At 72.6% G+C, this 17,571-nt stretch carries 20 protein-coding genes; 11 read left to right on the forward strand and 9 right to left on the reverse strand.

The window, feature by feature from the left end:
- Positions 1–17: 17 nt before the first annotated feature.
- Genes BJY16_RS30560 through BJY16_RS30575 form a run of 4 tightly spaced genes read right to left on the reverse strand, consistent with a single transcriptional unit; the run spans position 18 to position 1,940 of the window.
- The gene (locus BJY16_RS30560) at positions 18–248 is read right to left on the reverse strand and encodes a helix-turn-helix domain-containing protein (RefSeq protein ID WP_185043007.1); all 231 of its coding nucleotides are present in this window, start codon (positions 246–248) and stop codon (positions 18–20) included.
- Positions 248–829, reverse strand: coding sequence for a DUF2975 domain-containing protein (locus BJY16_RS30565; protein WP_185043008.1), 582 nt, complete (start codon positions 827–829; stop codon positions 248–250). Before BJY16_RS30565 ends, BJY16_RS30560 begins: the two co-directional genes overlap by 1 nt.
- Positions 830–885: 56 nt before the next feature.
- The gene (locus BJY16_RS30570; RefSeq protein WP_185043009.1) at positions 886–1,608 is read right to left on the reverse strand and encodes a sulfite exporter TauE/SafE family protein; all 723 of its coding nucleotides are present in this window, start codon (positions 1,606–1,608) and stop codon (positions 886–888) included.
- Positions 1,605–1,940 (reverse strand): ArsR/SmtB family transcription factor, encoded by a 336-nt coding sequence (locus tag BJY16_RS30575; RefSeq protein WP_185043010.1) that lies wholly within the window; start codon positions 1,938–1,940, stop codon positions 1,605–1,607. The genes BJY16_RS30570 and BJY16_RS30575 overlap by 4 nt, the downstream gene beginning before the upstream one ends.
- Before the next feature lie 54 nt (positions 1,941–1,994).
- Here BJY16_RS30575 and BJY16_RS30580 point away from each other — a divergent pair, with 54 nt between their 5' ends.
- Positions 1,995–2,978 carry a cation diffusion facilitator family transporter gene (locus tag BJY16_RS30580; RefSeq protein ID WP_185043011.1) on the forward strand — a complete coding sequence of 328 codons (984 nt, stop codon included), beginning with the start codon at positions 1,995–1,997 and terminating at the stop codon, positions 2,976–2,978.
- A 71-nt stretch (positions 2,979–3,049) separates the two neighbouring features.
- On the opposite strand, the gene BJY16_RS30585 is transcribed toward BJY16_RS30580, so the two are convergent.
- A complete protein-coding gene (locus BJY16_RS30585; RefSeq protein ID WP_311775285.1) occupies positions 3,050–4,267 on the reverse strand; it encodes an IS110 family RNA-guided transposase in 1,218 nt (405 codons plus the stop codon).
- Positions 4,268–4,821: 554 nt separating this feature from the next.
- On the opposite strand from BJY16_RS30585, the gene BJY16_RS30590 reads away from it, so the two are divergent.
- A complete protein-coding gene (locus BJY16_RS30590) occupies positions 4,822–5,385 on the forward strand; it encodes a GNAT family N-acetyltransferase (protein WP_185043012.1) in 564 nt (187 codons plus the stop codon).
- Here the strand turns inward: BJY16_RS30590 and yiaA are convergent.
- Positions 5,373–5,795 (reverse strand): inner membrane protein YiaA, encoded by a 423-nt coding sequence (gene yiaA, locus BJY16_RS30595; RefSeq protein ID WP_185043013.1) that lies wholly within the window; start codon positions 5,793–5,795, stop codon positions 5,373–5,375. The two genes, BJY16_RS30590 and yiaA, sit on opposite strands and share 13 nt — an antisense overlap.
- Before the next feature lie 44 nt (positions 5,796–5,839).
- Positions 5,840–6,763 carry a cation diffusion facilitator family transporter gene (locus BJY16_RS30600; protein WP_185043014.1) on the reverse strand — a complete coding sequence of 308 codons (924 nt, stop codon included), beginning with the start codon at positions 6,761–6,763 and terminating at the stop codon, positions 5,840–5,842.
- A 172-nt stretch (positions 6,764–6,935) separates the two neighbouring features.
- Here BJY16_RS30600 and BJY16_RS30605 point away from each other — a divergent pair, with 172 nt between their 5' ends.
- From BJY16_RS30605 to BJY16_RS30620, 4 genes are all read left to right on the forward strand, one after another.
- Complete coding sequence (locus BJY16_RS30605) at positions 6,936–8,084, forward strand: monooxygenase (RefSeq protein ID WP_239177977.1); 1,149 nt, start codon at positions 6,936–6,938, stop codon at positions 8,082–8,084.
- A 384-nt stretch (positions 8,085–8,468) separates the two neighbouring features.
- The gene (locus tag BJY16_RS30610) at positions 8,469–8,672 is read left to right on the forward strand and encodes a helix-turn-helix transcriptional regulator (RefSeq protein ID WP_239177978.1); all 204 of its coding nucleotides are present in this window, start codon (positions 8,469–8,471) and stop codon (positions 8,670–8,672) included.
- Positions 8,673–8,750: 78 nt separating this feature from the next.
- Positions 8,751–9,296, forward strand: a complete 546-nt coding sequence (locus BJY16_RS30615; protein ID WP_185043016.1) for a hypothetical protein — start codon at positions 8,751–8,753, stop codon at positions 9,294–9,296.
- 159 nt (positions 9,297–9,455) lie between these two features.
- On the forward strand, positions 9,456–9,908 hold the full coding sequence (locus BJY16_RS30620) for an STAS domain-containing protein (protein ID WP_185043017.1): 453 nt from the start codon (positions 9,456–9,458) through the stop codon (positions 9,906–9,908).
- A gap of 99 nt (positions 9,909–10,007) precedes the next feature.
- Here BJY16_RS30620 and BJY16_RS48670 read toward each other — a convergent pair whose 3' ends face one another.
- The gene (locus BJY16_RS48670) at positions 10,008–10,658 is read right to left on the reverse strand and encodes a GntR family transcriptional regulator (RefSeq protein WP_239177979.1); all 651 of its coding nucleotides are present in this window, start codon (positions 10,656–10,658) and stop codon (positions 10,008–10,010) included.
- 91 nt (positions 10,659–10,749) lie between these two features.
- Here BJY16_RS48670 and BJY16_RS30630 point away from each other — a divergent pair, with 91 nt between their 5' ends.
- From BJY16_RS30630 to BJY16_RS30650, 5 genes are read left to right on the forward strand one after another with little or no spacing between them, the layout of a single operon-like run.
- Positions 10,750–11,727, forward strand: coding sequence for an aldo/keto reductase (locus BJY16_RS30630; protein WP_239177980.1), 978 nt, complete (start codon positions 10,750–10,752; stop codon positions 11,725–11,727).
- The gene (locus tag BJY16_RS30635) at positions 11,724–12,542 is read left to right on the forward strand and encodes an amidohydrolase family protein (protein ID WP_185043019.1); all 819 of its coding nucleotides are present in this window, start codon (positions 11,724–11,726) and stop codon (positions 12,540–12,542) included. Before BJY16_RS30630 ends, BJY16_RS30635 begins: the two co-directional genes overlap by 4 nt.
- A complete protein-coding gene (locus tag BJY16_RS30640) occupies positions 12,539–13,363 on the forward strand; it encodes a fumarylacetoacetate hydrolase family protein (protein ID WP_185043020.1) in 825 nt (274 codons plus the stop codon). Before BJY16_RS30635 ends, BJY16_RS30640 begins: the two co-directional genes overlap by 4 nt.
- Positions 13,360–14,625 (forward strand): enolase C-terminal domain-like protein, encoded by a 1,266-nt coding sequence (locus BJY16_RS30645; RefSeq protein ID WP_239177981.1) that lies wholly within the window; start codon positions 13,360–13,362, stop codon positions 14,623–14,625. The genes BJY16_RS30640 and BJY16_RS30645 overlap by 4 nt, the downstream gene beginning before the upstream one ends.
- Positions 14,616–15,365 (forward strand): SDR family NAD(P)-dependent oxidoreductase, encoded by a 750-nt coding sequence (locus tag BJY16_RS30650; protein ID WP_203759326.1) that lies wholly within the window; start codon positions 14,616–14,618, stop codon positions 15,363–15,365. The genes BJY16_RS30645 and BJY16_RS30650 overlap by 10 nt, the downstream gene beginning before the upstream one ends.
- On the opposite strand, the gene BJY16_RS30655 is transcribed toward BJY16_RS30650, so the two are convergent.
- A complete protein-coding gene (locus BJY16_RS30655; protein ID WP_185043021.1) occupies positions 15,345–17,381 on the reverse strand; it encodes a hypothetical protein in 2,037 nt (678 codons plus the stop codon). The two genes, BJY16_RS30650 and BJY16_RS30655, sit on opposite strands and share 21 nt — an antisense overlap.
- Between the last annotated feature and the right edge of the window lie 190 nt (positions 17,382–17,571).

A 17,571-nucleotide genomic window follows, 5' to 3' on the forward strand; every position in this document is an offset into this window, starting at 1 on the left:
GACCGGCCACCGAGGCCTCAGGCGGACGGCCCGCGCACCGTGAACAGGTCGCCCGGCTGGCACTGCAGCACCTCGCACAGTGCCGTCAGCGTGCTGAACCGGATCGCGCGGGCCCGCCCGTTCTTCAGGATCGACAGGTTGGCCAAGGTCAGCCCGACCCGGTCGGCCAGCTCGGTGAGGGTGAGACCGCGCTCGGCGAGCAGCTTGTCCAGGTGCACGTCGACCCGGTGCTCCTCCTCGGGTGGCATCAGACCACCCCGTCCAGCTCGACCCGCAGGGCCCGGCCGCGCCGCAGGATCTCGCCGATCGCGAACGCCGCGAACCCGCCGAATCCCCAGGCCAGCGGCACCACGAAGTCGAGCACCGCGTACGTCCCGCCGGCGCCGACGCTGTCACTGAGCCGGTTGCGGGCGACGAAGTCCAGGATCCACACGACCGGTCCGCCCAGCACCAGCAGCAGACCGAGCCGGTGGAAGCCGGCCGCCATGCCCGGCCCGAACGGGTCGGTCCGGCGGGCCCGGCCGACCAGGCGCCACAGCATGGTCAGTGCCGCGAGGATCAGCAGCTGGCGGGGCAGCATGGCGACGAGCGCCCAGCCGGTCTGGGCCGCCGACGGGTGCAGGATGTCGACGGCGATCGAGGAGCCCAGCGAGATCCCGGCGGGCGGGGTGGCGGTGATCGCACCGTCGATCGTCACCTCGGCCGGGACCGGCTGGCCGGACAGGATCGCCACCACCCCGACGACCGTGGCGAGGCCGGTCACCACCAGCCCGACCAGCAGCAGCCCGTGCAGCTCATCCAGCCAGTCGGGCCGGCGCAGCAGCTTCATCGCGATCCCCTTATCGATAGTCGATATATTGATAATCGATAAGTGACCAGGGAATGTCAACCCAGGACGGCCCGCGTGAGCGTGGTCAGCGACGCCAGCACCAGAGCGCAGAGCACCACGATCCGGAAGTTCCGGACCCGGGTGAAGATCCGGTCACCGACCAGCCACCCCAGCGCCACCGCCGGCCCGCCGACCACGGTGATCAGCCAGCCGGTCGGCGAGATCTCCCCGGTCATCGCGAACCCGGCGACCGCGCCCAGCCCGACCACCACGAAGATCGCGGCGAGGGTGGCCCGGAACGGCCGCGGCGGCAGGCCCATCGCGGCGAAGACCGCGGCCATCGGCGGGCCGTTCACCCCGGCCGAGGTGGTCAGCGCGCCGGAGAGCAGCCCGGCCAGGCCGATAGTCAGCGACCGCGGCCGGATCCGTAGCCCGGTCCAGATCGCTACGGTCCCGGCCAGCACCACGACGGCGATCATGATGCTCAGCGTCCGGACCGGGAGCACGTGCAGCAGCCAGAGGCCGAGCGGCAGGCCGGGCAGCCCGCCGAGCAGCACGGTCCGGGCGACCGGCCAGCGGATGTGCGCCCGCTCCCGGGCCGCGACGATCAGGTTCACCAGCAGGACCAGGATCGACGAGCCGACCACCGCGTCGACCGGCCCGGTGATCAGTCCGAGCAGCGGCACCGACAGCAGCGAGTAGCCGAAGCCGGTGAGCACCTGCGCGCACGAGGCGACGGCGAGGATGGCGGCCACGGCCAGCATGGCGGGCACGCTCATCCGTGCCGCGCCGCGGCCCGCAGGACCTCGCCGACCAGGCGGGCGACGTGCGGGCCGGACACCGCGTAGATCTGCCGGCGTCCCGCCCGGCGCACTGTGACCAGGCCGGCCAGCCGCAGCTTGCCGAGATGCTGGGAGACCGCCGGGCGGGCCGAGCCGGTCGCGGTGGTCAGCGCGGACACGTCCTGCTCGCCGCCGGCCAGCGCGGCCAGCAGACGCAGCCGGGTCGGGTCGGCCAACATCGAGAGCATGGTCGTTGCCACGGCTACGGTGTCGCCCGAAGGGTGTTTCTGCAGGTCATTGGCATCTGCAACGTTGTCGCGTGCGCGCATGAGCACATATTATGGGTCTCGGACCGAGACGGAGAAGAGCGGCGGGGGCAACCGATGGGACATCATCACGGCTGGTGGACGAAGATCACGCCGCACTCGCACGACACCGCCGACAAGGTCGACTCCGCGCTCGAGTCGTCCCGCGCCGGGATGCGCGCCCTGTGGATCTCGCTGGCCGCGCTCGGCCTGACCGCGGCGGTGCAGGCCGGCATCGTCGCGCTCTCCGGGTCGGTGGCGCTGCTCGGGGACACGCTGCACAACGTCGCCGACGCGCTCACCGCCGTACCGCTGGGGATCGCCTTCCTGCTCGGCCGGCGAGCCGCGACCCGGGCGTACACCTATGGTTTCGGCCGTGCCGAGGACCTGGCCGGCGTCGTGATCGTCCTGGTGATCGCCGCCTCCGCGGCGGCGTCGGCGTTCTTCGCCGTGCGCCGCCTGGTCGAGCCGCAGGCGATGACCCATCTGCCCTGGGTGTTCGCGGCCGGGCTGGTCGGGTTCGCCGGCAACGAGCTGGTGGCCCGCTACCGGATCGCGGTCGGCCGGCGGATCGGCTCGGCCGCCCTGGTCGCCGACGGCCTGCACGCCCGCACCGACGGTTTCGCCTCGCTCGCCGTGCTGCTCGCCGCGTGCGGCGCCGGGCTGGGCTGGCGCTGGGCCGACCCGGTCGTCGGCCTGCTGATCACCGCGGCGATCCTGTTCGTGCTCAAGGACGCGGCCCGCGAGGTCTACCGCCGCCTGATGGACCGCGTCGACCCGGAACTGGTCGACCAGGCGGAGCGCGCCCTGCGCCTGATCCCCGGCGTCCGCGACGTCGCCGCCCTGCGGATGCGCTGGGTCGGCCACCGGCTGCACGCCGAGGCGGCCGTGGTGGTCGACGCCCACCTGAGCCTGATGGCCGCCCACGACATCGCCGCCGACGCCGAACACCAGCTCACCCACGCCGTCCCGCGACTCACCGAGGCCACCGTCCACGTCGACCCGGACACCTACCCCGGCCCGGAGCACCACCTGCGCATCTCCCACGCCCTGTCCCACTGAGGATCACCATCAAGACCTTCCGATGCGCAGGTCCGCCGGGGTGCGGACCGCATGCTCCCGGCACCCCTCTGTCAAGGGGTTGGTGTGAGGGGTGTTTTAGGGTGGTGGTTGGCGGGTCCGGGTTGTGACTTTTCCGAAGTGTCGATCTTGGGGTTTGGGTCGGCCGCGCTGGAGTTCAGAGTCGCCCCCGTGTGTCCTCCCGGACCCGTCGCTGTCTGTTGTGCCGTGTGGTCGTCTTTGATCATTTGGCGGTAGACGGTGTCGGACAGGCGTCGTTTCAACGCTCGCATGGCTTCCATCGCGGTTTTGCCTTCGGCGCGTTTGCGCTGGTAGTAGGCGCGGCCGGGGGTGTCGAAGCGGAGCTGGGTGATGGCCATGATGTGCAGGACCCGGTTGATGCGCCGGTTCCCGGCCCGGTTGAGCCGGTGATGATGGTTGTCGCCGGAGGACACGTCGATGGGGGCGGTGCCGTTCCAGGTGGCGAAGTGCCCGCGGGTCGGGAAGCGGCTGATGTCGCCGATGTCGCCGAGCAGGCGGGCGGCGCCGGAGGGGCCGATGCCGTTGAGGCTGGTCAGCTGGGTGCCGGTGGCGGCCAGCACGGTCTTCAGCTGCCGGTTGGCTGCTTTGATCTTGGTGTCCAGGGTGGTGAGCTCGTCGGCCAGGTCGCCGGCCAGCTGATAGCGGGTGGCGGTGACGATGTCGCCGGCCGGGACGCTGACGCGTTCGAGCAGGGTGCGGGCCTGGTCGGTGGTCAGGTTCTTCTTCGCGCCGCCGGGGATCAGTTCGAGCAGTAGCTGGTGCAGCCGGTTGATGGTCTCGGTGCGGGCGACACCGAGCTGGTCGCGGCGGTCGGCCAGCAGCCGCAGCGCGACGGTGGCGCCGTCGGCGTGAACGCGGCGCAGGCCCGGGGTGCGCAGGGCGGTCACCGCGATGTGGTGCGCGTCGTGACCGTCGGTTTTACGGCCGTGCCCGGTGTCAAAGTTGCGGGCTTTCGCGGCGAGTTTCGCCGGGACGTCCAGCACGGTTTCGCCGTCGGCGACCAGCCGCTGGGCCAGGTGCCGGCCGATGCCGTTACAGCCCTCGACCGCCCACACCCGGCCGGCGTGACGGCGGCCGGCGGCGAGCATCTGCTGGTAGCCACCGGTGTCGGTGCCGTACCTGCCACGGGCCAGCACCTGTTCACGCTCGTTGATGATCTCGATCGTCGCGGACCGCTTGTGCGGATCGACTCCAATGATCAGCTGACCCATGTACCCGTTGACCTTCCCGTCGTCGCGGCAGAACCACACCGGCGGGAGGGCAACGCTACTTACAGCTGGGCAAACCCCTCTTCAGCCACTCCGCGCCACGGTGACCGGCAGGGTCCAAGCCGGGAGAGAGCCACACCCCGCCATCTGAGTGGGCAGCGCGGGCCTGAGCACCCTACCGATCACCTCGACCAAGCCTGGCCGGGCCGCGGTCGTACACCAAATTCTCTTTAAGTAGCGCGGGCCGGGCCCGGAGATCTGGCCGCTGCGCGTCCAGAACGATCTCCGTGCCCTTCACTGCCCGCGGGTGGTCACCGAAAACCCAACCCCGCTCCGCCCCCGGCCGGCCGCGCGCCCAAGGCCCGTGGCTGGTGCTCACGGGTGCCTCAGACCCACCGAGGCACCCGTGAGCACCAGCCGACGACCGCGAGACGCGGGCCCACCGGGACCGCGACGCGCGTCGCGGCGGCGGCTGGGCGTGCGGGGTGTCTCGCGAAGCGTCAGACACCCCGCACGCCCAGCCGGACACCGGCAGGCGCGTTGCGGCCCGGCCGGGGGTGAAGGGCGCCGCGGCGGCGTGGCTAGGCTGGTGCGCTGTGAGTACTACAGAGATCACCGTTGCCACGCCGGCTGACCGTTCCCGGGTGCTCGACACGCTGGTGGCGACGTTCGTCGAGGATCCGGTGATCCGGTGGTGCTTTCCGGACGACGCGAGCTACCCCGCGCAGGCGGGGGCGTTCTTCGGCTATCTGTTCGACAAGCGGGTCGGGCTGGGCAACATCTTTCTCGCCGAGGGCGGCAACGCGGTCGCGATCTGGGAGCCGCCCACCGATGGCGCCGTCGCCCCGGTGGCCGCGCCGAGCATGCCGGCCGACGTGCAGCAGCGGCTGGACGCCTACGACCGGATGATGCACGCGCTGCTGCCGGCCGAGCCGTACTGGTATCTCGGGGTCCTCGGCACCCACCCGGACCACCACGGCCGCCGCCTCGGGCACGCCGTGATGGCCGAGGGGCTCAAGCGGGCCGCGGACGCCGGCCTGCCGGCGGTGCTGGAGACCGCGACCGAGGGCAACGTGCGGATGTACCAGCGGGCCGGCTGGCAGGTCATCGCCTCGGGTACCGACCCGGTGCCGATCTGGGTGCTGGCTCAGGGGCGGTAGGCCAGGTCCCGCACGTTCTTCTGCACCGCGACCGCGGCGTAGAGCGACATGGTGAACGCCAGGCCGTAAAAGCCTTTCTCGTTGAGCTGCATGCCGCTGTTCCACAGCCCGATCACCAGCATGATCAGCGACAGCGCCACCATCACCCAGGACAGCCCGAGGTAGAGCGCGGACACCGGCATGCCCTCGGCCTGGTCGCGCACCGACTTCTGCAGGGAGATCGCGCCGAACAGGCCGAGCAGCAGCGTGGCGGCGTAGAAGCCCTTCTCGCTCTTGGTCATGTCGGCGTTCCACAGGCCGAGCCCGTAGGACAGGACACCGACGGCGAGCGCCGCCCAGGACGCGCCGATGAACGCGGGCGTGGGCCGCAGCGGCTGCGGGGACGGCGGTGGTGGCTGCTGATAGTTCATGGCATACCGGACATTATCCGGTATGCCATGCGCTAGAGCGTCAATCAGGCGGATTCGGCCGGCCGGTAGATGTCCGGCTCCAGGTAGATCACCGTGGCGGTCGGCACCGCGGCCCGCACCCGGGCCTCGGCGTCGTCGATGGTCGCCGCGATGTCCCGGCCCTCGTCCTGCTCGCCGACCGCTATCTTCGCGGCCAGCAGCAGCTCCTCCGGACCCAGGTGCATGGTCCGCAGGTGGATCACCCGCTGCACGCCGGGCGACGCGAGCAGCGCCTTCTCGATCGCGGTGAGCTGCTCCGGCACCGCCGACTCACCGATGATCAGGCTCTTGGTCTCCACCGCGAGCACCACCGCGACGCTGACCAGCAGCACCCCGATCAGCAGCGTGGCGGCGCCGTCGTAGACGCCGTTGCCGGTGGCCACGGTCAGCCCCACGCCGAGCAGCGCGAACAGCAGGCCGAGCAGGGCGCCGCTGTCCTCCAGCAGGATGACCGGCAGCTCCGGGTTGCGGGTACGCACGATGAACCGGAACCAGCTGCGCTTGCCGCGCACCCGGTTCGCCTCGCCGACCGCGGTCTTGAGCGCGTAGCCCTCCAGCACCGCGGCGATCACCAGCACGACCACCGCGACCAGCGGCGACTCCAGCGGATGCGGGTCGATGATCTTGTGGTAGCCCTCGTAGACCGCGTACAGACCGCCCAGGCTGAACAGGATGATCGCCACTATGAACGCGTAGACGTAGCGTTCCCGGGCGTAGCCGAACGGGTGCAGGGCCGAGGCGGGCCGCTTGGCGCGGCGGCCGCCGACCAGGAGGAGGACCTGGTTCGTCGAGTCCGCCACCGAGTGCACGCCCTCGGCGAGCATGCTGGCGGATCCGGTGATGGCCGCGGCGACGAATTTCGAGACGCCGATCGCCAGATTGGCGCTCAGCGCGGTCACCACGGCCTTGGTACTGCCTTCGCTTGCCATCAGTTCCTCTCTCGCGACAAGAGAGGCCAGTATGCCAGGAAGATCAGATTTCCGATTTGACCGATGTCACTATCGTCCCCTCCGGGACCGACTCCGGGTCATCCCGGATGTGATCACGAAAGGTGAATCGGGACGATTCCGGATGTCTCGTTGTCAGCTCAGGGAGGGCGCTGTGAAGCGAGTCCTGCTGTCCGCCGCCGCGCTGCTGCTCGTCGCGGCCTGCGGCACCCATGACACCCCGGCCGCCGCGCCGGCCACCTCGAACCCGCACTCCGGGCACACCGCCGGTTCCGCGCCACCGGCCACCCCGCTGCGCGGCGGGGAGCGGTTCGTCGACCTGGCGCTCCCCCAGCCGTACACCCCGCAGGCGCCGAACGGCGGCACCGACGACTACCGCTGCTTCCTGGTCGACCCGGGGCTGACCGAGAACGCGTACCTGACCGGCAGCCAGTTCCAGCCGCAGAACGCGGCGATCGTGCACCACGCGATCTTCTACCGGCTCGACCCGCGGCAGGCCACCGAGGCCGCCAAGGTCGACGAGCAGACCCCCGGCGAGGGCTGGACCTGCTTCGGCGACGCCGGCGTGCAGGGCCAGACCGCCTGGGTGGCGCACTGGGCGCCGGGCGCCGGCGAGACGCTGATGCCGTCCGGGTCCGGCTTCGACATGCCGCCCGGCAGCAAACTGGTCATGCAGGTGCATTACAACTTGCTGGAGACCGGCGCCGCCGGGCAGACCGACCAGTCCGGCATCAAGCTGCGGGTGGCCGCCGCGACCAGCCCGCTGAAGTCGCTCTCCACCGACCTGTTCCCGGCACCGATCGAGCTGCCCTGCGCGGCCGGCGAGTCCGGGCCGCTCTGCGACCGCGACGCCGCCATCGCCGACGTCGGCAGCCGGTTCGGCAAGGAGGCCGGTGAGCAGGAGAAATACCTCGTCGAGGCGTGCAGCGAGGGCAAGGTGACGGCCGGTGACACGCAGCACTGCGAGCAGCCGGTCGAGTCGGCCGCCACGATCTACATGGCCGCCGGGCACATGCACCTCCTCGGCCGCTCCATCAAGATCGAGCTGAACCCGGGCCGGCCCGGCGCGCAGACCATCCTCGACATCCCGCAGTACAACTTCGACAACCAGGCCCTGGTCCCGCTCGCCAAGCCGATCGCGGTCAAGCCCGGCGACACCGTCCGGGTCACCTGCACACACGACGCCAAACTCCGTAAGATGCTGCCCCAGCTGCAGAAACTGCCCCCGCGCTACGTCGTCTGGGGCGAGGGCACCAGCGACGAGATGTGCCTGGGCATCCTGGTCACCGCACCCACCACCTAGATCAAACCCGATTTCCGGTACGCCGCAAGCGCCCGCCGTCCCCACGCGGCGGGCGCTCGCGTCCGCCGGGAGGCGCCCCGCCATCACCCGCAGCCGGCCTCCCGTCCGCGGTGCAGGCTCCCCGCCATCGCCGCGACCGGCGCCTCCGCCGTACCGGAAATCGGTCTGAGCGCAACCCGGAGCGGACCTCGCGCCGGCCGCGGTCACCGGATCGGGTGGCCCGCACCGCAATGGCGACCGTCGATCCGGCCAGCCCGCGGAGAGCCTTATCCGCTGGTCATTGCGCATCTGGCGGCGCGACAAGCCCGGCGGCCCAGCAAATTTCCGCAATAAGTTGGCCCGGTGGGCTACCTCACGGCTTGCTCTGTGCCTATAGTCGCTTGCATGAAGAGACGACAGCACCGATTGATGGGCACCCATGAGATCCAGGTCCGGCTCGGCGGTGAGCTGAGCCGGCAGCGGATCAACCAGCTGACCGCCAAGACACACTTCCCCAAGCCGATCGCCGAGCTCAAGCAGGGCCGGGTCTGGCTCGCCGAGGACGTCGAGGACTGGATCCGGCTGCACCGCCAGCCGGTGCGGGCCTGATCCCGATGACCCTCGGCCGGCAGCCCGGTGGCGGCCGGCACGCGCGGCCCGGCTCCGCGCGCGATCTAGGATCACCGCATGCAAGGCATCGCCGGATATCGACCCGTCGCGTGCACCACCGTCGACCAGGTCCGCGACCGGCACGGCCGGCAGCTCCGCGACCTCGCCGGACGTCGCCTGACCTCGGCGACCGCGCTCTGCTTCACCTGCGACGGCGAGTGGTGCTCGACCGGCGTGCTGATCCTGGACTTCGACGGACCCCGGCTGGAGCTCTGCGGTGACGGCTTCGACGAGCTGTACCTGAGCTTCGGCACCATCGACGTGCGGGCCCCGATCGACAGCGAGGACCAGGACGACCCCGACCTGCGCCTCGCCTGGGCCGACCCCGCCCAGCCCGAACTCGACGCCCTGCTCGGCCGGCCGCTCCAGGAGGCGCGCATCCTGGAGTCGGAGTACCGGTTCCACCGGGCCGAGGACGGCCGGACCAGCACCGGCTGGCTGCTCCGCGGCCTGGAGCTGCACTTCGCCGGCGACCGAGCCCTGCGCCTGACCAACATCCTCAGCGAGATCCGGTTGGACACCGACCCGCTCGACCACGACGGCTGGCGGGCGTACCTCCCGTGACCGTCGTCGCCGGCCAGGCGACCCCGACGACGTCACCGCCGCGGGTCGCGCCCCCACCGCCCTTCGTTTTCGCGTCAACGGGCTACCCCGCGCTGCGCAGCGCGGGGTAGCCGGCGCATTGCCGTCCCGCCAGAGTGAGGGCGAAGGGACGGGAGTGACATGACCGACATCGACGATCCGGTGGTCCGGCTGACCTGCGCCGGCGACAGGGCCGTCGTGACGGCGGCCGGCGAGTTCGATCGGGACAGCAATTCTCGGCTGCGCGACGTGTTCCGCCAGGCACACCGGCACGGCTGCCGGCACATCGTCGTGGACGTCCAGCTGGTCACGTTCATCGACGTGAGCACCGTCCGGCTGCTGCTGACCTGCCGTCAGGACGCCCTCGAACGCCAGGGCACGGTGCGGGTCCGGCACGCCCGGGGCGCCACGGCTCGCGTCCTGCGGCTCACCGGCGCCGCCGAGGTGTTGTGCGGGCCGGAGGTCCGAGCGCCCGGCGTCGCCATGGAACACGCCCATCGACTCGTGCTCGATGCCGCGGAGGTCCTCGCCCGGTCCACCGAGATCACGCAGCGCAACCGGCTCCTGCGCGGCGGGCGGCAACCGTCCGAATGAGATCCCCCGGGCGACGTCACCGCTGACGCAGCGTCAGCGACGGCAGGCGGCCGTCCGATGCGGAGGAGCACGCCCGGGCGCACCGGTCCCGGCGTGGTCTCAGGTGTCGAACGCGGCCAGGTGCCGGGCGCGGGCCGCGGTCAGGTGGGCGCGCATCGCGGACTCGGCGGTGTCCGGGTCGCCGGTGGCCACCGCATCGGCGATCGCCTCGTGCTCGTGCCGGGTGGAGCCGGTCTCCGCATACGGGAAATAGAGCCGGTGGATGTGCAGGTGCGCGTGCAGCCGGCTGATCGCGTCGCGGAGCAGCGGGTTGCCGGCGGCCTCGGCGACCAGGTCGTGGAAACGGGCGTCGGCCGCGGTGCAGGCGGCGTGTGAGCGGGGCGCGCTCACCTCGTACGACACGGTCGCCTCGGCCCGCAGCGCCGCTCGCGCCGCCGCGTCGGCCCGGGCGGCCGCCCAGCGGGCGGCGGCGGTCTCCAGCACCAGCCGCATGTCGAACATGTCGGTGAACTCGTCGCGGGTGAGCAGCGGACTGACCGTGTACCCGGCCAGCGGACGTTTCCGCAGCAGGCCCTCGGCCTCCAGCCGGGCCAGGGCCTCGCGCACCGGGGTCGGGGAGACCGCCAGCTCACGGGCCAGTCCGTCGATGTTGACCCGGTCCTTCGGGGCCAGCCGGTGCTCCAGGATGAGCGATTTCAGCTGCTCATACACGTCGTCGCTGAGCACCGAACGGCGAATCGGCCCGGACACATCCACCTTCCTCTATAGAAAAGTTGACTGACGCATCGAAACGGATTAGACAGGTACGCGGATCCTATAGGATCTACGAGAGGACCGCGCCGTGGATCCGTTCGCCAGGGTGTCGCTGGGCGGCACCGGCGTCACCGTCACCCGCCTCGGCATGGGCCTGGCCCCGATCGCCGGCCTGTTCACCCCGGTCGGTGCGGCCGGCGCGCGCACCGCGGTCGACGCCGCCTGGGAGCAGGGCGTGCGCTTCTTCGACACCGCTCCGTTCTACGGCGCCGGGCTCTCCGAGCGGCGCGGCGGCGCGGCGCTGCGGGACCGGGACCGGTCGGCGTTCACCCTGGCCACCAAGGTCGGCCGGCGCCTGACCACCGGCGGCCCGGCCGGCGACGACGTGTGGGCCGAGCCGTCCGGGGCCGGCTGGGCGTGGGACTTCAGCACCGATGGCGTGCGCGAGCAGCATGCCGCGAGCCTGGAGCGGCTCGGCCTGGACCGGGTCGACATCCTGCACCTGCACGACCCGGACGACCACTTCGGCCCGGCCCTGCACGACGCCCTGCCGGCCCTGGTGCAGCTGCGCGAGGAGGGCGCGGTCGGGGCCGTCTCGGCCGGGATGAACCAGTCCGCGATGCTCACCGAGTTCGCCCGCACCGGCCAGTTCGACTGCTTCCTGCTCGCCGGGCGGTACACCTTGCTCGACCAGTCCGGCCTGGCCGACCTGCTGCCCGAGTGCGCGCGCCGCGGCATCTCGGTGATCTGCGGCGGGGTCTACAACTCGGGGATCCTGGCCGACCCGGCGGACGGGGCGACCTTCGACTACCGGCCCGCGACACCGGCGACGCTGGCCCGGGCGCGGGCGATGGCCGCGGTCTGCGCGCGCCACGGCGTTCCGTTGCGGGCCGCCGCGCTGCAGTTCCCGCTCGCGCATCCCGCGGTCGCCTCGGTCCTGATCGGCATGCGGTCGGCCGCCGAGGCGGCGGACGCGGCCGCGATGGCCGCGGTGCAGATCCCCGGCGCGCTCTGGCACGATCTGATCAGATCTGGTCTGCTCGACCCGGACGTGCCGCACCCATGATCGTCGACGCGCACCATCACCTGTGGACCGCGGACCATCCGTGGCTGGCCGCCGACGAGCGGGCCCCGATCCGGCGCGACTACACCGTGGCCGATCTGCGGCCGCACCTGGCCGCCTGCGGCGTCGACCGGACCGTGCTGGTCGAGGCCGGGCTCTGCCGGGCCGCCGAGACCAGCCGGTTCCTGGCCCTGGCGGCCCGCACCCCGGAGATCGCCGGGGTGGTCGGCTGGGCCGACCTGTCCGATCCGGATCTGCGCGCGATGCTGGCCCGGCACCGTTCCGGCCCGGGCGGCGACCGCCTGGTCGGGGTGCGCGACCAGGTCCAGGCCGGGCCGGACGACCTGCTCGACCAGCCCGGGATCCGGGCCGGGCTGGCCGTCGTGGCCGACGCCGGCCTGGTCAACGAGCTGGTGGTGCGCGCCGCCCAGCTGCCCGCGGTGGCCCGCGCGGTGACCTGCCTGCCGGACGCCATGTTCGTTTTGGACCATCTGGGGAAACCACGGTTCGACGACCTGGACGACTGGAAACGGCTGATCGCCCCGGTCGCCGCCTGCCCCAATGTGGTGGCGAAGGTGTCCGGCCTGGTCACCGAGGCGGGTCCGGGCTGGACCCGGTCGATGCTGCGGCCGGTGGTGGAGACCGCGCTCGACCTGTTCGGCCCGGACCGGCTGATGTTCGGCTCGGACTGGCCGGTGTGCGAGGCGGTGGCGACGTACGAGGAGGTCGCCGCCGTCCTGACCGGCATCCTCGGCGGCCGCCCCGGCGCTGTGTTCGGCCGCACCGCGATCCGCGTCTACCGATTGGAGAACCTGTGAGGTACCTGCGTATCGGCGCGCCCGGCGCGGAGCGTCCGGTGCTGTACGCCGACGGCATGCTGCGCGACCTGTCCGAGGTGACCGCGGACATCGACGGCGCCTTCCTGGCCGCCGGCGGCTTCACCGGCGACCCGGGCGAGCTGCCCCCGGCCGACCTGGACCACAAGCGGATCGGGCCGCCGATCGCCCGGCCCGGCGTGGTCCTGTGCGTCGGGCAGAACTACGCGGCGCACGCCGCCGAGTCCGGCGCCCAGCCGCCGGCCGAGCCGATCGTCTTCTACAAGGCGCCGAACACGGTGGTCGGCCCGGAGGACGACATCCTCATCCCGCCCAACTCGAAACGCACCGACTGGGAGGTCGAGCTGGGCGTGGTGATCGGCCGGACGGCCCGCTACCTGCCGGATCCGGCGAGCGCGCTGCATCATGTCGCCGGCTACGTGCTCTCCAACGACGTGTCCGAACGGGAGTTCCAGCTGGACCGCTCCGGCGGGCAGTGGTCGAAGGGCAAGTCGTGCGAGACGTTCAACCCGCTCGGCCCGTGGCTGGTCACCCCGGACGAGCTGAGCTTCCCGCTGCGGCTGCGCTCCTGGGTCAACGACGCGCCCCGGCAGGACTCCAGCACCGCCGACATGATCTTCGACGTCGGGTTCCTGATCTGGCACCTCTCCCAGTTCACCGTCCTGGAGCCGGGCGACCTGATCAACACCGGGACGCCGCCGGGGGTGGCGCTCAGCGGCCGGTTCCCCTACCTGGCGGCCGGTGACGTGGTGGAGATGGAGATCGACGGGCTGGGCCGGCAGCGCACTGTCGTGAAAGGGTGAGGATCGCGTCGGTCCGCACCCACGACATCCGGTTCCCGACGTCGCGGGAGCTGGACGGGTCGGACGCGATGAACCCGGACCCGGACTACTCGGCGGCCTACGCGGTGCTGCAGGCCGACGACGGCGCGGAGGGGCACGGGTTCACGTTCACCATCGGGCGGGGCAACGAGGTGGTCCGGGCCGCGCTCGACGCGCTCGCGCCGCTGATCATCGGCAAGCCGATCGACGACCTCTACCAGCGGCTCACCCACGACTCGCAGATCCGCTGGCTCGGGCCGGAGAAAGGGGTCATGCACCTGGCGACGGCGGCGCTGGTCAACGCGGCCTGGGACCTGCGGGCCAAGCGGGCCGGGCTGCCGTTGTGGGAGCTGCTGGCGTCGCTCTCCCCCGACGAGATCGTCTCGCTGGTGGACTGGCGGTATCTGACCGACGCCCTGACCCCGGCGGCGGCGCGCGACCTGCTGTCCGACTCATCGGACAGCCGCGCCGACCGGGTCAGCGAGCTGAAGAAGCATGGCTACCCGGCCTACACCACGTCCGCCGGCTGGCTCGGCTACCCCGACGACAAGATCGAGAGGCTCGCCCGGCAAGCGGTCGCCGACGGCTTCCGGATGGTCAAACTCAAGGTGGGCGCGGACCTCCAGGACGACGTACGCCGATGCGCGCTGGCCCGCACGGTGCTCGGTCCGGACGTGCGGATCGCCGTGGACGCGAACCAGCGCTGGAGCGTCCCCGACGCGGTCGCGTGGATGGCCGCGCTCGCCGAGTTCGACCCGTGGTGGATCGAGGAGCCGACCAGCCCGGACGACATCCTCGGGCACGCCGCGATCCGCCGCGCCGTGCACCCGGTCCGGGTGGCGACCGGCGAGCACATCGCCAACCGGGTGGTCTTCAAGCAGCTGCTGCAGGCCGACGCCGTCGACGTCGTCCAGCTCGACGCGTGCCGGGTGGCCGGGGTCAACGAGAACATCGCTGTCCTGCTGCTCGCGGCCGCGTACCGGAAACCGGTCTGTCCGCACGCCGGAGGCGTCGGTCTCTGCGAAGCGGTCCGTCACCTGTCCTTCTTCGACTACGCCGCGGTCTCCGGCTCGCTCGACGACCGGGTCATCGAGTACGTCGACCACCTGCACGAGCACTTCCTCGACCCGGCGCTGATCGCCGGCGGCCGCTACCTGGCGCCGACCGTCCCGGGTTTCTCCACCCAGATGCGTCCCGAGTCGCTGACCCGGTACGCCTACCCGGAAGGTGCGGCATGGCAGTGAACGATCTGGACGGCCTGGTCGCGGCGATCACCGGCGGTGGCTCGGGCATCGGCGCCGCGTGCGCCCGCCGGCTGGCCGCCGCCGGGGCCAAGGTCGGCATCCTCGACCTCGACCCGGCCAACTCCCCCGGCCTGCCGCTGAAGACCGACGTCCGCGACACGGCGTCCCTGGAGGCGGCGTTCGCCTCGCTGGCCGACGCCCACGGCGGCGTCGACATCCTGGTGAACAGCGCCGGCATCTCCGCGGTCGGCACGGTCGAGGCCAACGACGACGCCGAATGGGCCCGGGTCCTGGACGTCAACGTCACCGGCGTCGCCCGCGCCAGCCGCGCCGCGCTGCCCTACCTGCGCCGCTCCCGCAGCCCGGTGATCGTCAACCTGTCCTCGATCGCCGCCACCGCGGGCCTGGTCGAGCGGGCCCTGTACTGCGCGTCGAAGGGCGCGGTGCACGCGCTGACCCTGGCGATGGCGGCCGACCTGGTCAGCGAGGGCATCCGGGTGTGCTGCGTGGCGCCGGGCACGGTCGACACCCCGTGGGTGGCGAGGCTGCTGTCCCGCGCCGCCGACCCGGCCGCGGAGAAGGAACGCCTCGCGGCCCGCCAGCCGACCGGCCGCCTGGTCACCGCGGACGAGGTGGCCGCCGCCGTGCAGTACCTGGTCAGCCCGGCAGCCGGGGCGACCACCGGGATGTCGCTCGCGGTCGACGGCGGCATGGCCGGGCTACGCCTGCCGTCCCGGTGACCCGCTCACCGCGCGGCAGACCGCCAGCAGGGCCTCGTCGTCGTGAACGGTGCGACCCCACCGGAGGTCGTCGGCGAGCACCGCCTCGACCAGCGGCAGGTCGCGGCAGCCGAGCGCCGCGAGGTGACCGATCGCGGCCCGGACCTCCGGCGTCGCCCGCCGCGCCCGCAACGGCTCCAGAGCGGCGAGCAGCACCGGTAGGGCCGGGCCGGGATCGCCGGTGATCCGCCACCAGGCGTGTGCCGCCTCCACCCGGCTCCACGACCCAGGAAGAGCAAGAAGCTGGCGTACGCCGTCCGCGTGCGCCCCGGCCAGCGGCCCGAGCTCTGCCAGGTAGGGCAGCATCGTCCGGCCCAGGCCGCCGCGCAGCGCCCGGCCGAGCACCCGGAGCGCGATCCCCGGATCCCCGGTGACCCGCCAGTGCGCCCAGGCCGCGTGCTGCGTGCCGGCCCACTCCACCGCCCGGGACGCTGGTGGGCGGCGCCGGCCCAGCGCGAGCCGCTCCAGGGTCCCGGCGGCGGCGTGGGCGTCCGGTCCGATCCGGCCCAGAGTCGTACACGCGCGCCGGGCGTATGCGGAATCCAGCAGGTCGACGAGGTCCGGCACCGCGTCCCGGCTCGCCGGTCCCCACGCGGCCAGCGCCGTCAGGTAGCCGTCGGTCTCGCCGTGCGGCCGCCGGCGCAACGCCGCGCGGATCGCCGGCAGCAGCTCGGCCGCCTGCTCCCGCAGCGGAGCCAGCCCGCGGCCGAGGTCGACGAAGCCGGTGAACTTTCCCGCGCCGATCCATCCGGCCAGGGCCGGCACCACGGCCGGCTCGCCCACCGCGGCCAGCGTGAAGAGCGCCCGGAAGTCGTCGGTGACGGCCAGCAGAGCCGCGGTGTGCGCGTGCGCCGCGGTCCCGGCCGTGGCGAAGACGTCCAGGGCCCGGTACTGGACGGACCGGTCGGCGAGGCTGGCGGCCAGCGCCGCCCACAGCCGGGGGAACGGTCGCCGCCAGCGGTTCAGCAGCATCGCCGCGGCCTCCGGCGCTCGATGGCGCAGGTCGGCCTCGTTGCTCGCGAAGGCCTCCAGGACCAGGCGTTCGCCGTCCTCGGGATGATCGGAGAGCCGGTCGGCGAGCCAGCCGACCGGGCTGCCCGGCGACCACGGGGAGCCCTGCCACGCCCGCATGCCGGAGGCGGCCAGCGCGCCGGCCGCGACCTCACCCAAGCCACGGGCGGCGATCTCGTCCAAGCCACCGCCGGCGACCTCGCCCAGGCCACGGGCGGCCACCTCGCCCAGGCCACGGCCGGCGACCTCGTCCAAGCCACGGGCGGCCACCTCGCCCAGGCCACGGGCGGCCACCTCGCCCAGGCCACGGCCGGCGACGTCGTCCAAGCCACGGGCGGCCACCTCGCCCAGGCCACGGGTGGCCGGGCGGCGGCGGGCCACCGCTGCCACGGCGGCCATGCGCACCTCCGGGCCGGGATGCCGCAGCCGGGCCGCGAACCAGGACGCCGGTGGCGGACCGAGTTCGTCCAGCGCTCGCAGTTGCCCGGCGAGCGCAAGGGCATCGTCTTCGTCATCGGCCTGCTCGACGAGCGCGGCGACGACGGCCGGGTCTGCGAGCCGGGTGCCGGCCTGGTCGCGGTGGGAGCGCCCGTGGAACGGACCGACCGGGCTGTATCCGTCGATCAGGATCTCGGCGAGGGCGTGCGGGACCACGCGCCGGACGGCGGGATCGGGGCCGGCGATGAAGCCGGCCAGCACCGGCACGGCCGCCCGCAGTTCGCGGACCAGTCCGGGGTCCTGCTCGGGCGGCCAGATCCACCTGCGCTTCTGCGCCAGGGCCGCCACCAGTCGGACGAGGCGCGCCCGGTTCTCGTTGCCCGGCATGCTCAGCAGCTCGACCAGCCGCCGGGTCAGGGCCGGCGCGCCGGGCTCCCGGGCCAGCTTCCAGACCTGCTCGTCCAGCTCAGCGAACGCCTCCTCGCCGTCCACCCCGGGAACCAGCCGAGCCAGAAGATCAACATCCACGCCGCCGAGCGTACGGAGGGCGCGCTCGTCCCGGCTCCGTCGGCTGGTCCTCACGGGTGTTTCGACGGTCCTGAGACACCCGTGAGGACCAGCCGGGACCATGACTCGCGCCTCGGTCGTGAGTGGGCCGGGCCCCGCGATCCGCCGGCGGAGGTCGCGCTCGTCCCGGTCCGACGGCTGGTCCTCACGG

Origin of the sequence: Actinoplanes octamycinicus (genome assembly GCF_014205225.1) — a bacterium.
Lineage (GTDB): Bacteria > Actinomycetota > Actinomycetes > Mycobacteriales > Micromonosporaceae > Actinoplanes > Actinoplanes octamycinicus.